The sequence below is a fragment of the Paenibacillus sp. V4I5 genome (assembly GCF_030817255.1).
Taxonomy (GTDB): Bacteria; Bacillota; Bacilli; order Paenibacillales; family NBRC-103111; genus Paenibacillus_E.
In genome coordinates this window covers 3512048-3526228 of record NZ_JAUSZB010000002.1, presented here as the reverse complement: position 1 = coordinate 3526228, position 14181 = coordinate 3512048, and the positions used below count along the sequence as shown (strand labels likewise).

The 14181-nt window shown below is 46.3% G+C and carries 16 protein-coding genes and 1 pseudogene; 10 read left to right on the top strand and 7 right to left on the bottom strand.

The features are described from left to right. Positions 1 to 61: 61 nt before the first annotated feature. The 4 genes from QFZ78_RS17955 to ppnP all read left to right on the top strand — a co-directional run bounded on the left by QFZ78_RS17955 (position 62) and on the right by ppnP (position 4755). Positions 62 to 1189, top strand: a complete 1128-nt coding sequence (locus QFZ78_RS17955) for a deoxyribonuclease IV (RefSeq protein ID WP_307549586.1) — start codon at positions 62 to 64, stop codon at positions 1187 to 1189. A 65-nt stretch (positions 1190 to 1254) separates the two neighbouring features. Then, on the top strand, positions 1255 to 2154 hold the full coding sequence (gene purU, locus QFZ78_RS17950) for a formyltetrahydrofolate deformylase (protein WP_307549585.1): 900 nt from the start codon (positions 1255 to 1257) through the stop codon (positions 2152 to 2154). Between the two features lie 183 nt (positions 2155 to 2337). After that, a complete protein-coding gene (gene tkt, locus QFZ78_RS17945) occupies positions 2338 to 4359 on the top strand; it encodes a transketolase (protein WP_307549582.1) in 2022 nt (673 codons plus the stop codon). Positions 4360 to 4437: 78 nt separating this feature from the next. Next, positions 4438 to 4755, top strand: coding sequence for a pyrimidine/purine nucleoside phosphorylase (ppnP, locus tag QFZ78_RS17940; protein WP_307549580.1), 318 nt, complete (start codon positions 4438 to 4440; stop codon positions 4753 to 4755). A gap of 89 nt (positions 4756 to 4844) precedes the next feature. On the opposite strand, the gene QFZ78_RS17935 is transcribed toward ppnP, so the two are convergent. The 3 genes from QFZ78_RS17935 to QFZ78_RS17925 all read right to left on the bottom strand — a co-directional run bounded on the left by QFZ78_RS17935 (position 4845) and on the right by QFZ78_RS17925 (position 6347). Next, complete coding sequence (locus tag QFZ78_RS17935; protein ID WP_307549578.1) at positions 4845 to 5222, bottom strand: hypothetical protein; 378 nt, start codon at positions 5220 to 5222, stop codon at positions 4845 to 4847. After that, positions 5215 to 5730 carry an ImmA/IrrE family metallo-endopeptidase gene (locus QFZ78_RS17930; protein WP_307549576.1) on the bottom strand — a complete coding sequence of 172 codons (516 nt, stop codon included), beginning with the start codon at positions 5728 to 5730 and terminating at the stop codon, positions 5215 to 5217. Before QFZ78_RS17930 ends, QFZ78_RS17935 begins: the two co-directional genes overlap by 8 nt. A gap of 209 nt (positions 5731 to 5939) precedes the next feature. After that, positions 5940 to 6347, bottom strand: a complete 408-nt coding sequence (locus tag QFZ78_RS17925) for a helix-turn-helix transcriptional regulator (protein ID WP_307549574.1) — start codon at positions 6345 to 6347, stop codon at positions 5940 to 5942. Between the two features lie 163 nt (positions 6348 to 6510). On the opposite strand from QFZ78_RS17925, the gene QFZ78_RS17920 reads away from it, so the two are divergent. The 4 genes from QFZ78_RS17920 to QFZ78_RS17905 all read left to right on the top strand — a co-directional run bounded on the left by QFZ78_RS17920 (position 6511) and on the right by QFZ78_RS17905 (position 9423). Continuing rightward, complete coding sequence (locus QFZ78_RS17920) at positions 6511 to 6930, top strand: ArpU family phage packaging/lysis transcriptional regulator (protein ID WP_307549572.1); 420 nt, start codon at positions 6511 to 6513, stop codon at positions 6928 to 6930. A 521-nt stretch (positions 6931 to 7451) separates the two neighbouring features. Next, on the top strand, positions 7452 to 8264 hold the full coding sequence (locus tag QFZ78_RS17915) for a minor capsid protein (RefSeq protein WP_307549570.1): 813 nt from the start codon (positions 7452 to 7454) through the stop codon (positions 8262 to 8264). A 182-nt stretch (positions 8265 to 8446) separates the two neighbouring features. Beyond that, a complete protein-coding gene (locus QFZ78_RS17910; protein ID WP_307549569.1) occupies positions 8447 to 8845 on the top strand; it encodes a phage holin family protein in 399 nt (132 codons plus the stop codon). Beyond that, positions 8842 to 9423, top strand: a complete 582-nt coding sequence (locus QFZ78_RS17905; RefSeq protein WP_307549567.1) for a glycoside hydrolase family 73 protein — start codon at positions 8842 to 8844, stop codon at positions 9421 to 9423. Before QFZ78_RS17910 ends, QFZ78_RS17905 begins: the two co-directional genes overlap by 4 nt. A 314-nt stretch (positions 9424 to 9737) precedes the next feature. Here the strand turns inward: QFZ78_RS17905 and QFZ78_RS17900 are convergent, their stop codons facing one another. From QFZ78_RS17900 to QFZ78_RS17885, 4 genes and pseudogenes are all read right to left on the bottom strand, one after another. Continuing rightward, positions 9738 to 10097 carry a hypothetical protein gene (locus QFZ78_RS17900; RefSeq protein ID WP_307549565.1) on the bottom strand — a complete coding sequence of 120 codons (360 nt, stop codon included), beginning with the start codon at positions 10095 to 10097 and terminating at the stop codon, positions 9738 to 9740. Then, on the bottom strand, positions 10097 to 10309 hold the full coding sequence (locus QFZ78_RS17895; RefSeq protein WP_307549563.1) for a hypothetical protein: 213 nt from the start codon (positions 10307 to 10309) through the stop codon (positions 10097 to 10099). The genes QFZ78_RS17900 and QFZ78_RS17895 overlap by 1 nt, the downstream gene beginning before the upstream one ends. Positions 10310 to 10496: 187 nt before the next feature. Next, positions 10497 to 10916 (bottom strand): PilZ domain-containing protein, encoded by a 420-nt coding sequence (locus QFZ78_RS17890; RefSeq protein WP_307555765.1) that lies wholly within the window; start codon positions 10914 to 10916, stop codon positions 10497 to 10499. Continuing rightward, positions 10902 to 11781, bottom strand: a pseudogene (locus tag QFZ78_RS17885) (NAD(P)-dependent oxidoreductase); the annotation flags it as partial. The gene QFZ78_RS17890 and the pseudogene QFZ78_RS17885, both read right to left, overlap by 15 nt. Positions 11782 to 11983: 202 nt before the next feature. On the opposite strand from QFZ78_RS17885, the gene QFZ78_RS17880 reads away from it, so the two are divergent. Beyond that, on the top strand, positions 11984 to 13339 hold the full coding sequence (locus tag QFZ78_RS17880) for a glucose-6-phosphate isomerase (protein ID WP_057305052.1): 1356 nt from the start codon (positions 11984 to 11986) through the stop codon (positions 13337 to 13339). A gap of 169 nt (positions 13340 to 13508) precedes the next feature. Continuing rightward, complete coding sequence (locus QFZ78_RS17875; protein ID WP_307549561.1) at positions 13509 to 14150, top strand: YigZ family protein; 642 nt, start codon at positions 13509 to 13511, stop codon at positions 14148 to 14150. Positions 14151 to 14181: the final 31 nt, after the last annotated feature.

Here is a 14181-nt window from a genome sequence, read left to right as displayed (position 1 = left end):
TACTTTGGTCTTCCATACCTAAGTAGTTGCGTAGTAGACACACAAAAAGGAGTTAACCATTATGCCCAAAATTGGCTCACACGTTTCGTTCTCAGATAAAGGCTTGTTAAATGCAGCAGAAGAGGCAGTCACATACGGTTCTTCCACATTTATGATATACACGGGTGCCCCACAAAATACGCGCCGTAAACCGATTGAGGATCAATTTGTCGAAGAAGGTAAAGCAGTCATGGAGAAGCATGCGATGAACGAAATTGTCGTACACGCTCCCTACATTATTAATCTAGGTTCTTATAAAGAAGATACCTTTGAGTTAGCCGTGCGTTTCCTTCAGGAAGAAATTCGTCGGACAGACTACATTGGCGTTCGCAATATCGTTCTTCATCCCGGGGCTTACACGGACAAGGATGCGGAGTATGGCATTGCCAGAATAGCGGAAGGTCTGAACGAAGTACTTGCAGGGGTTAAAGATACGAATGTGAACATCGCACTGGAAACAATGGCTGGCAAAGGGACGGAAATTGGCCGCAGCTTTGAGGAATTAGCTGAAATTATGGAGCAAGTAGAGTTTAATAACAAATTATCCGTTTGTTTGGACACTTGCCATATTCATGACGCTGGGTATGATATTGTGAACGACCTCGATGGCGTTCTGCATCATTTTGACAAAGTAATCGGTCTAGAAAAGCTTGGTGTTATTCACTTGAATGATAGTAAGAATCCTCGCGGAGCCAGCAAGGACCGCCACGCGCCGCTTGGTTCAGGTTGGATTGGCTTTGAAGCTATGAATAATGTTGCCAACCATGAGAAGCTGCAGCATTTGCCGATGATTCTTGAAACTCCTTGGATTGGTAAAGAAGATAAAACGCAGCGTCCGATGTACGAAGCAGAAATCGCGCTGCTCTCTGGTAACCTCAGTGGACGTTTTGGCGGCGAATTCTTGGATCATGTAGAGCGAATTGACTTTTTGTTAGGCAAAAAAGAGATTCATTTCCGTGATTTCGTTCTGAATACATGGGAACTATTGAAAAATGATGCCAAGGCTAAGAAAGCGGACGGACGTGAGCCGCTGGAGCGTTTGTATGATATTCTACATGAAGAAAATCTTTTCTCTGACCTTAGCGAGGAGCAGATTAATCAACGATTAATTGTTTGGCTCGCAGGTAAAGAGATACTTAAGAAAGTTTAAAATAGATTTCAGCAAACTAAAAAGAAAGCTTTCTTACAGAAAGTTAAAGCTATTAGGGGGATAACATGGAACAGGGAAGTATGAGTAACTCATTGCGCAGGGAAAGCGTAATGGTGAATAGGGCAAGAATGTTGATCTCTTGTCCAGATCAGCCGGGAATCGTCGCGGCGGTTTCACAATTTTTGTTTGAATATGGCGCGAATATCGTGCAATCCGATCAATACACAATGGATCCTGAGGGCGGCATGTTTTTCATCCGGATCGAGTTCGATTTAATAGAGCTTGGGAGTCGGGTTAACCAGTTGAGAAAAGATTTCTCTGTCGTTGCGGACAAGTTCTCCATGGATTGGAGCCTTTCTCTTGCCAGTCAGAAAAAGCGCATCGCTATCTTCGTATCGAAGGAAGATCATGCACTGCTTGAGCTGCTTTGGCACTGGCGCGCGGGTGATCTTAACGCAGATATCGCGATGGTCATTAGTAACCACCCGGACATGCAGTCGCTCGTCGAACCTTTTGGAATTCCGTATCACCATATTCCGGTTACCGCGGATACGAAGGCAGAAGCCGAGCGTCGTCAGCTTGAAGTCGTTGGAGACAATGTTGATGCGATCGTATTGGCTCGCTATATGCAGATCGTTTCGCCTTCTTTTATTAAACACTACGCTAACCGTATTATTAATATCCATCATTCCTTCTTGCCTGCCTTTGTCGGCGGAAAGCCTTATGCGCAAGCCCATAACCGTGGGGTGAAAATTATTGGCGCTACTGCACATTATGTGACGGATGAACTGGATGGTGGACCTATTATTGAGCAGGACGTTCAAAGGGTAAGTCACCGTGATAACGTCGAAGATTTGAAAAGAATCGGTCGACATATTGAACGGATCGTCCTTGCTAGAGCGGTAGCTTGGCATGTAGAAGATCGAATTATTGTGCATAATAACAAGACAGTTGTATTTAATTAAGCTAGATTAGGCTGTGTCCATTGCTGGATGCAGTCTTTTTGCTAGTGAAGGTAGATGATGTTTTAGCGGCTTATTGTGGCAAAGCATTAAAGCAAATGGTACAATAATGCAAGCGAGAAAAGTCACTTGTATGTACAAGTCATTGATTGACGAAAATACAGAAATATAGGAGGGAATTTTCGAATGACAGTAACAAAAAAAACAATTGAACAATTAGCGGTTGACACGATCCGTACTTTGGGTATCGATGCCGTTGAGAAAGCCAAATCAGGTCACCCAGGTATGGTCATGGGGGCTGCGCCAATGGCTTATGTGCTGTGGAAACAGCATATGAAGCACAATCCATCTAATCCAAAATGGGTCAATCGTGATCGTTTCGTGCTTTCTGCGGGCCATGGGTCCATGCTGCTATACAGCCTACTTCACCTTTGTGGATACGATTTGCCAATGGAAGAGATCAAAAACTTCCGCCAATGGGGAAGCAAAACGCCAGGACATCCGGAATACGGTCATACAGCAGGTGTTGACGCAACGACGGGTCCACTTGGACAAGGTATTGGTATGGCAGTTGGTATGGCTATGGCTGAAGCTCATTTGAGAGAGACTTACAATAAAGAGAATTTCCCTGTAATCGACCACTATACATACGCAATCTGTGGTGATGGCGACATGATGGAAGGCGTTTCATCTGAAGCGGTTTCCTTGGCAGCTCACCTAAAATTGGGCAAATTAATCATGTTGTACGATTCCAATGATATCTCGCTGGATGGCGAGCTTAATATGGCATTTTCCGAGAACGTTGAGAAGCGTTTTGAAGCTTACGGTTGGCAAGTGCTGCGTGTAGAAGAGCAAAATGATCTTGCGGCGATTTCCAAAGCAATTGCTGAAGCAAAAGCTGATACAACGCGCCCAACTCTGATTGAAGTGAAAACGACAATCGGTTTCGGCAGCCCGAACAAAGGCGGCAAAGGCGGCCACGTTGGACCACATGGATCTCCGCTAGGCGGCGATGAAGTGAAGCTGACGAAGCAAGCTTACGGCTGGCCGGAAGAGCCGGACTTCTTAGTTCCGGACGAAGTTAGAGCGCACTATGCAGAAATTCAAAAAGAAGGCGCTGCAGCTGAACAAGCTTGGAGCAACCTGTTGAATGACTACATTAAGGCATATCCAGAACTCGGCAACCAGTTCAGTGCGGCAGTGAGCGATGAATTGCCAGCAGGCTGGGACGCAGATCTTCCGGTTTACAGCACATCAGACAAGCCTATGGCTACTCGTGTTGCTTCCGGTAATGCGATTAATGCGATTGCACCTAAGTTGCCGCAATTGATCGGTGGTTCCGCGGATCTGGCTAGCTCTAACAACACCATGATCAAAGGCGAATCCAACTACAGCGCAAGCAACTATGCAGGCCGCAATGTATGGTTTGGTGTTCGTGAATTCGGTATGGGTACAGCAATGAACGGTATGGCTCTGCATGGTGGCGTTAAGATATACGGGGCTACATTCTTTGTATTCTCTGATTACCTGCGTGCATCGATTCGTCTGGCGGCTCTTATGCAGCTTCCAGTTATCTACGTTCTAACACATGACAGTATTGCTGTTGGTGAAGATGGACCGACGCATGAACCAGTTGAACAATTGCCAGCGCTTCGTGTCATTCCGGGCATCACCGTTATTCGCCCAGCTGATGGTAACGAAACATCTGAAGCATGGCGCTATGCGATTTCCCAAGCTAAGGGGCCAGTTGCACTCGTATTGACTCGCCAAAACCTGCCGATCCTTGAAGGAACAGTCCAAGGCGCGAAAGAAAACCTAAGCAAAGGCGGATACGTGGTATCCGATGCTACAAATGGCAAGCCAGTTGCTCAAATTCTGGCAACAGGCTCTGAAGTACAATTGGCTGTCGCGGCGCAAAAGCTTCTTGAAGCCGAAGGCATTAACGTTCGTGTCGTCAGCTTGCCAAGCTTGGAGCTGTTCGAGAAACAGTCCAAAGAATATAAAGACTCTGTCATTCTGCCAGAAGTGAAGAAGCGTCTAGCCGTTGAGATGGCTTACCCGCTTGGTTGGGAACGTTACGTTGGCGACCAAGGATCCATCCTCGGTATCTCTACATTTGGAGCATCCGCACCAGGAGATTTGGTTCTCAAAGAATACGGATTCTACCCAGAGAACGTAGCAGCTAGAGTGAAAGCTCTATTGTCTTAATTAGTTGAAAGCAGCCATAGCCCACCCCGCGTGGGCTTGGCATCATTTTTAGTCATTTTAAAGGGGGAACCAATCACCATGTCTAGCTTTGAAAATGTAACGGTATTAACAAAAGCCAACGTTTATTTCGACGGTAAAGTAACTAGCCGCACCGTTCAATTCGCCGATGGAACCAAAAAAACACTCGGCATTTTACTCCCGGGTGAGTACGAATTCGGAACAGATGTTAAAGAAATCATGGAAATTCAAGCTGGTGAGCTGAACGTATTGCTTCCAGGCAGCAGCGAATGGATTACCATCAGTGGCCAAGGTGAATTCACAGTTCCCGCCAATGCAAAATTCAAGCTCGAAGTGAAAACAGTAAGCGATTATATTTGCTCTTATATTAATGAGTAATTAAATAGGGAAGAGACATCCCTTCAGATCCCATACTTCATCGGACAAATTGCCCGAAGATGTATGGGATCTTTTTGTCTTGAGAGGATTTAATTGGAAGACCAAGGGTAGAGGGAGCGGGTATCCATCTGCAGTACTTCTTCGATGTCGCTCATGCGTATCCATAGCTGTTGGATGCTTTGTAGAGCATCAGGTGAAAGCGCCATATGTCGCTGTTTAATCCTGGAGAGGCTGACGCCGATGCATTGGGGGTGTCCTGGATTAATGACGAGGTCATCCAGCAGGACGGTTATTCCTGCCTCTAAGTCTGGGATTTCTTCCATCTTTAGCTGCTGAAACGGAGCAATTAATGGCACGTACATCGAAGTTTTGTTCCAATCTAGCTCGTGTTGCCGAAAACGCAGCGCCATGAGAAAGGGCTGGATGCGCTCTTCATGGAAGTCATAAAAAACAGTCAGCTTAGCCATCAGAGGGCTCCCCTTTTTGCTTCAGATGCTCCAGCTTGTCCATGATGAGGCGAGTTGCATCGGACCAATTGGCTGGATTGTATTTGCTAGCTTGGCTATGTGTAAATAGCTGGTATTCATGATCCATAATGCCTTGCAGGACACGTCGCTGAATTTGCTCTATGCGTGCTGCTGCAAGCCGATGGGTTACTTGAAATTCTTCGGAGAGAAGGGCAATCATTTCGTTCTTTTGCTCGGGCAGCGGCAATTTCTTAAGCATGGATATCGGTATTGCCGCGTAGAGCTGGAAGGCTGATGCATCCTGCTCCTGCCAATCGACATAGCGATCAGGCATGATCATTTGGTTGCCGGAATGGCGAAGCACATGACAAAGCTCGTGAAGGAAGTCTTCCCACTGCTCTTTGGCAGATAATCGACGGTCAACGTTGATGCTGAATTGCCCGTTATTTTCAACAGCCATGCTGTTCATATCCATCGCATAAACCCAAATATCCAGTTTAGCAGCCAAATGGGTCATGCTAAGCTGAGCAGGCTCTGTGATATCATGTTGGAGATATAAAGCTTCGACCCATTGTTCCAGAGGGGTGGTTTGGTAGTGAGTGAACAGGACAAACACCTCGCTATAGGAATGTATGTTCGTTTATTTAGGGTAAAGAAAAGCCCGTTTGGGCTTGGCTTTATTGTAATAAGTTTATCAAGATGGCGCTTAAGCCACTGTTACTGCTGGCTATCTGGTTTGCGGGTCATCTGCTGCTCTTTGATGAAGTTCCAGAAGCGGAGCATTTCGTCTCGCTTTTCTTTAGGAGCATTCTGGAAATCTTTAAAAAATAAGCTAACCTCGGGGTCATCGATTTCTGTAGCTTGGATCGGGTCAGAGGGGCTTTCGAGGGCCTCTTCTTCTGTCGGAGCAAACCCGGCAAGCAGTAGAAGTTCATCCTTCTCCGAGCTGGTAAGTGCATCGGCTAAGGCGATAACCGTTTCTCTGGATGGATTGAAGCGGTTATTTTCTATGGAGTTTATAAATGAATAACTGACACCGGATCGTTCCCCCAGCTCTCTAAGTGAGAAATGGTTCATCTTGCGCAGATCCCGAATTCGAATGCCAAATTGCACCATATCTTTCATCGCTTCATCACCTTTCCCTATTGTAAATGGTTGTGGATATAAAAAACAAGAGGAACAAATAAAATTGTTTAGAATTTAAAAACATTTGTGTTGAATTTTAAAACAAAAAAGGCTATGATTTGTTTAGAATTTCAAAACACTAACTTTTAGGAGATGATAACAGATGGTGGAACGTATTTTACACATAGAGCAAGAACAAATTGATCGGCGGGCAACGCGCAAGCGGGTGGAAGATGTGCTCGAAACGGTTCGTATGTACCGGTTGATCGGGTATGTGCGGAGAGAGAGGGGAGCGATTTCGGACTCGAATCAGGTATTCAAGGTGGAGGAGCAGGCAGCTGTGTACCTGGTAGATACAGAGGAACAACTGGTTGTTTTATGCGCTGAGGTAGAGCAGGCGTTGTTGCTGCTTGATGAACTTGAACAGGAAATGATCAACAAACGTTATTTACAAAGGGACAAGTTGTTCGATTTCTTACTGTTCCATGAGCTGAATTTGAGTGAGCGCACGTACCGCCGGGTGAAGGCTAAGGCGATAGCTAAGCTGGCTTACATGCTGCGGCTAGAGGTGATTCTTTCTTAAGGAGCAATGTTTGTATGACGTTTGGGCGATAGGAGGTACAGTTATATAAAAGACATATAACCGGCTAGGGCAGTATGACCGTAAGTTGGCCGCCTGTTGGCAGTTCGTTAGATTGGCACCGTGGTAAGATCGTTGTGTAGAGTAGTGAGGGAGGTGATTAGGCTGAACAGGACGCAAGTGATAATGTCCAGATCCAGCAGATATGTGAGGGCTGCTTACGGGACGAATGGAAGGAGTGAAACGAGTGATAGTAGGGTCATTTAGGCAGTGACTGTTTTGAAAAGAAAAAAATGTTTTGAATTTCAAAACATTCGACACAAACACTCGATTGTTAACACTTTGTGGTAAGGGAGAACGGTTGGAGTGAAGTGCTGTAACGATGTTTTGGATCGTTACAGAGGGCCTCAGCGGTGAGAATGTCACTGAGACGATGTAAAACATGCTTACAGATGAGACAAAGAGGCGGAAACAGATGGTGTGCTGTAACGATGTTTTACACAGAAAGGAGGTGAGAGAAGCGAATGATTAACATGGCAATTCAACTAGCGCTATATCTTCAATGCAAAAGTATGGGAGCACTCGGGAGAGACATGTTCGTGGACGGTGTTCCACAGACCCCCAATGAGGCCATCTGGCTCAGCCACGTTGGTGGCAGCGCAGAGTTCAAGCTGGACGCGCCGGATAGCTGGCGCAAGCTGAGTTTGAACGTGAGAAGCACAACGCCGGCGGGGGCGCAGGATCGTATTTGGAGCGCTATTAAGAAGCTGCTCGATCCTGATGACGGTGTCATCAAGGTGGACGGGCAATCCTACACGGTGCAAATTACTGCGTTGCCTGCTATGCAGGACAAGGATGCTGCAGGCAGATGCCTCATAAAATCTGTCCTGATCCTTCGGCAAGTAAAGCCTGTACTAGAAACTTGGCTGAAAGCTATATCCGTATTTACGGAAGCTGCTTTAGGCTCGCAGTGGCGCGTATACCGTGGATTCAACGGTACGTGTCGACCTAGCGTCTCATGGCATTGTTTGAGCGTACTGAGTTCGTCAGCGTTAAGAGGTACTAGCCAGCTTACAAAACAATTCGTTGGGCAGATTGCTGCGAGGTCAGCAAATGAGTATCAGTTGGCCGTACAATTATTACTGCTGGAACTAGCTGAACAAGCTAAATTGCCAATGGGAGGCGTTGGAGGCAGGTGGTTAACGGTGATTAATTCCAGCGCAACGATGCGCTCAGGGGATTTGTCCACGGGGATTTTGACCGTTACTGTAACGGTCGCCGCTGCAGCTCCACAAGGCACGTTACCTCTCATCGCTGGCGTTCAGACAGCAACATAAATTCATAATTAAGGTTAATCGAAACAGGCATCAATAGAGTGATGGCTAAGCCAGTGAAGGCGAACTATCAGTACGGAAAATATCGCATTCATAACATGGTGAGTGGGTTCGAAAGATTGTCAAGAAGCCAAAAATCCCGACAGCCTCCCCCAACCAATCTCAACAGAAAGGAGCAAAAACGAATGAACCAAATCGGTTTTAACCTGATTTCTGCCATGTTCGGCGGGTTCGCAACCTATGCCTTCGGTGGGTGGAACGAGCTACTTAGCCTATTTCTCATGGCGATACTAGTCGATTATGTAACTGGCATTGCCGCCTCGATGAGGGAGCAGCGTGGCCTTAATAGCCAAGTCGGCTATTGGGGGCTTACCCGCAAAGGGCTGATGTTGCTCGTGATTATGCTAGCTCATCGCATGGATATTCTGATGGATACAGATCTGATGATGACAGGAGCGATTTATTTTTACTTGGCGAATGAGTTTATTTCCATTACTGAAAATTACGGACGATTAGGGCTGCCACTGCCAAGCTTTTTGAAGCAGATGATTCAAGTGCTGCGAGGCAAGGAGGAAGGGTTATGAGCAAAGAAAGCTTTATTGATCAATTAGCTCCAGCGGTACAAGCGGATATACGGGAGTTTGGTATTTTAGCTAGTGTCACGATCGCTCAGGCTATTTTGGAAAGTGGCTGGGGTCGCTCAGCTCCTGGTAACAATTTGTTTGGAATCAAAGGGAGCGGGCAGCAGCTAGTTACGCAGGAGTTCATAAATGGCAAGTGGATGCAAATTGTAGATGGCTTTCGAGTATACGACAGCTGGTCCGATAGTGTTCGTGATCATTCGCTGTTGCTTGCTCACAATCCCAGATACGCGAATGTGTTACTTGAAAGTGACTACAGGTGTGCTAGTCAGGAGCTGCAGCGCGCAGGATATGCAACAGATCCGCAGTATGCGGACAAGCTGATTCGGATAATTGAAGGGAGCGAGCTAACTCGATGTGATCAGATAGAGAAGGAAAGGGGGAATATGATGAGTTCTGATGATGAGAATAAGATTATTAACTTCTTATCCACTGCTTTGATAAGCACAGAGGATGTAGACGCTAGAGTGGAGTTTCACCGTTTGGCTGATGAGCTTCGGAAAGCATCTGGACAACAGTAAGCTGCTGATTTCTCAACAACGATCCGAAAATCATCAGGCTGTCGGCGTAACGCTAGTAATTCTTCAGCTCGAACCTAAATAAGAGTCTCTAGGGACTCTTATTTAGGCATTTACTCTGAACTTAAGGTAAATAGAAGCCTCCAAAGACTCTTATTTGCACAGATATTCCAACTTGGTGCATCTTTTTTAACAAATAGAAGTCTCTAGAAGCTTCTATTTTCAACTTAAACCCATGGATTGGCATAAATAGAAGCCTCTAAAGGCTTCTATTTTGAGGTACGAGCTATTTTGGCCATCACTGCCTCTATATAAGCCTAAACAAACAAGTTTCTTCCCTTTGGATCCAGAATGTAAGAGCGAATTCTCTGTTCCCCACTGGCCGGCTTTACTATCCCTTTCCTGTGCAGGCTGTGAAGCCACTTTCGTGCGTGCTCAACTCGAATGCCAAGATGGTCAGCTACTATATTCGGTTTAAGCGGATCTATGGTACTTGCTGCCAACCGGGCGATTTCTTTTTCTCGATGTGTGAGTGATATAAGTTGAGTTTGATCGCCATACCATCGCGCCATGATGTTGAGGACGACTTGTTGACAACGTCGTGGATGCTGGGTGATATCATCGAGTGAGAACCGAAAAACCTTCCATTCGTCCAAAACCAACTGATTCTGCCGCATCAGGTTATCCCCGAAACGAGAGCGGTCAACATCTCGAGCATGCGGACCGTAACCGTCGATCTCGAAACAAATCCGATGTGGCGGACGGAGATATACAAAGTCGACAAATCTGGTGTTGTCCTGAAAATCCCTGACTTCATATTCCGGATGAAGATGGCGAAAATGCCCAATGAGCGGTCACCAGATTTGCTGCATAAATTGTTTTTCAGCAAAACCATGTCCCTCCTTTAACCGGCGCAGTCGCTCTCCTGTCCGTCGATCTTCATGGTATCTAACAAAATTTTCGTGTTCTCTAAGAAAATCCATTAGCCAACCTCCCTGGAAATAAAAACTACCGCCTCTCCCAAAAGGGAAAGACGGCATGTTCTTCACGCGTCGTTTTATGTAAATTAATATGCCCTACATAGCATACGCAATATGATCCTCAATGTACTGCTCCAACTTGATCCGCACATAAGGCGGCAAGGCGGAGAGCATGCAGCCATAACGGAAGTTGCGGCCGTCAGGCTCGATGCGAATCACGCGAGCGGTGATTGGCGGCAGCTCCGCTTCCTGCGGGAAGTGGATGACGATGAACATGTCCGGCGCAAGCGGGGCGGCAGATGTAATCTGCAGTCCGCTCTCGGACAAGTCGAAGAGGGTGCCGTCGATGTTTTGGCCGGAGAAGGAACCCTCCTGCTCCCATTGGTAAATGGATAGCTTCAGGCTGATGTCCAGCTTCACGCGCGTGTTCCGGCGGCGTTCACGGCCAGAAAGCGGGGATGCCGGTTCCTCTGCAGCAACGACAGGCTCGCTATGTCTGACAACCTGCTGCCCCATCCATTCTTCATAACACTGAATGACGGAGCTCAAATCTTCCTCACCTAGGCCTTTACTTAGGCCGATTTGGAATAAGTTGGTAGCTGACTGCAGCATAGGCGTCGGCAGCTGGAACTTGCCCGTAATCTCCTGTGCAAGCTGCAAATCCTTCAGCATCAGCTTCAGAGAGAATTGATTGCTGAAATCGCGATCGATAATCTTATCGCCTTTCAGCTCCACCATCTTGCTGTTCGCTCCGCCGGAGCGAACAATCTCTAAAAATTGAGCAGGCTTCACCCCTGCCTTAACCGCTATGGATAAACCTTCGGCTAAGCCGGCTAAATTAATGCCCACCATCGTGTTGTGGGCAAGCTTCGCGTAAGAGCCGGAGCCGCTCGGCCCGAGGTAAAGTGCTTTAGTGCCAAGTGCGAGGAATACATCGTGCTGCTCGTCGAACACTTCTTGGTTGCCGCCGACCATGAAAGTAAGCGTTCCTGCTTCGGCAGCAGGTTTACTGCCAGTGACAGGCGCGTCGAGGAAGTCAACGAAATGCGCTGCGAGTTCCTCAGCCAGCTTTTGACTTGTTTGCGGGGAAACGGTACTGGAGTCTATAATCGTGAGTGCCGGATGAACGCCACTTAGAATGCCCTGCTCACTGTAGAATGTTTCTAATAGTGATGCATCATTGCTAAGCATTGTAATCAGAACATCCGAACTGCGAGTTACTTCAGCAGGGGTCAAACCCACCTCAGCACCAAGATGGGCCAGCTCGTCCGCTTTTTCAGCAGTTCGATTATATACAGTTACCATTAAAACCTTTTTGAATAAGGTTAGCTGCCATGGGTTTGCCCATAGTGCCAAGTCCAATAAAGCCGATACGTTTCATGATCCTTCACCTCTAGATTCATTTTATCATGGTAATTATAACCTGTGAATTTTTTTATAGGGATCTTTGGTCGGAGACCAAAGTCTCTCCACTTAAGCGATCACTCATTGAATGTCATTCAATATATGATCGCTTACTTGCTTTTGGACAGGCAAATAAGTATGCTAGGAAAAGGAAAAAAATAGAGATGGAGGCGAGCATAGTGAGTAAGAAACTACAATTTGATTACAGTAAAGCACTATCCTTTTTATCCCAGCATGAGGTTGATTATTTGGCGGCTCAAGTAGAGCTAGCACATGAACAGCTGCATAACAAAACGGGTGCAGGTTCCGATTATTTAGGATGGGTTGATCTTCCTGAGAATTATAATCGTGAGGAATTTGCTCGTATTCAGGCTTCCGCTAAACAAATTCAATCCGACTCCGAGGCGCTTGTTGTAATCGGTATTGGTGGTTCCTATTTAGGCGCACGCGCGGCGCTAGAGATGTTGTCTCATTCTTTCTATAATATTTTGCCAAAAGATAAACGTAAGACACCTGAGATTTATTTCGTAGGAAATAACATCAGCTCTACATATGTTACGCATTTGCTTCAACTGCTTGAAGGCAAAGATTTCTCTGTGAACGTGATCTCGAAGTCCGGTACGACAACAGAGCCGGCGATTGCTTTCCGTATTTTCCGTGAGTTGTTAGAGAAGAAATATGGTAAAGAAGCTGCGCGCAAACGTATTTATGCTACAACGGATCAAGAGAAGGGTGCGCTCAAAACACTCGCTACAGCAGAAGGTTACGAAACCTTTGTCATTCCAGATGATGTAGGCGGACGATATTCGGTATTAACAGCTGTAGGTTTATTGCCAATCGCGACAGCGGGCATTGATGTGGAAGCGATTATGAAAGGCGCGGCAGATGCGCAGCATGAGTTCTCCAATCCGAAGCTGAGTGAAAATCAAGCTTATCAATACGCTGCTGTTCGAAATTCACTGTACCGTAAAGGGAAAACGATCGAAATTCTCGTCAACTACGAGCCTTCCCTGCATTTCGTTTCGGAATGGTGGAAGCAGCTGTTTGGTGAAAGTGAAGGAAAAGATTACAAAGGTATTTATCCAGCATCGGTAGACTTTTCGACGGATTTGCACTCCATGGGTCAGTTCGTTCAAGATGGCAACCGGATTCTGTTTGAAACGGTCATTCAAGTTGATCAAGTGGCTGACCATATTACAATTGGCACAGATCCCGATGATTTGGACGGACTCAACTTCCTTAGCGGGAAAACGATGGATTTCGTGAATAAGAAAGCTTTCCAAGGCACGATGCTTGCTCACACGGACGGTAACGTACCGAACCTGATCGTAACGCTTCCGGATATGACGCCTTACTCCTTCGGATATATGGTGTATTTCTTCGAAAAAGCATGCGGTATCAGTGGTTATCTGATGGGTGTAAATCCTTTTGACCAACCAGGCGTTGAAGCGTATAAAAAGAATATGTTTGCCCTCTTAGGCAAACCGGGTTATGAGAAGGAAAAAGCCGAGTTGGAAGCACGCTTGCAGAATTAATTCATGAATGCCAAGCAGAGAAACGATCAATCCTATCGGATTGGTCGTTTTTTCCATTGAATAATTACCATTATTTATGTGGTAAATTTTCTTTCTATATTGTCGAAGTCAAAGGATGTGTGTAGAATATAATGAAACAGATGTTTCCTTCTACCAAGAAAGGTCGGCTATGCTAGCACATTTCAAAACTATCCAATCGCACGGATCGTCGGAAATCATCATCAAGAAGTCGCGTTTCATCGGTCATGCCAAACCGGTAGAGTCTGAAGAAGAAGCTATCCTATTTATTGAAGCTATCAAGAAGGAACACAGGTCGGCCACACATAACTGCAGCGCCTATGTCATCGGAGAAAGGGATCAGATTCAGAAGCAATCTGATGATGGGGAACCGAGTGGTACAGCAGGAAAGCCGATTCTGGAAGTGATTAAGCATCAAGGACTTAAGAATATCGTTATCGTCGTTACCCGTTATTTCGGCGGCATCATGCTTGGCGCGGGCGGACTCATTCGGGCTTATACGGATGGAGCCGTGGTAGGTATTGAAGCAGGACAGCCAATTTATAAAGTCAATCATCAGCAAGTGCTGATTGAGGTGGATTATACGTGGTATGGCAAACTCGAGAACGAGCTGAGAAGTCAGGGGATGCTCCTAGGGGATATTCAGTTTACGGATAAAGTGACTGTAGCCTGTTATCCTTTGGCAGCTGCAGCGGAAGCTTTTATCAACTGGGCAACAGATTTTACACAAGGTCAAAGCGTTGTTATCGCAGGAGAGAACGAATACATGGTGCATAATAGCTTGCCGGAATAGGCAGGCTCGGGACTTTGAGAGGCACAACTAA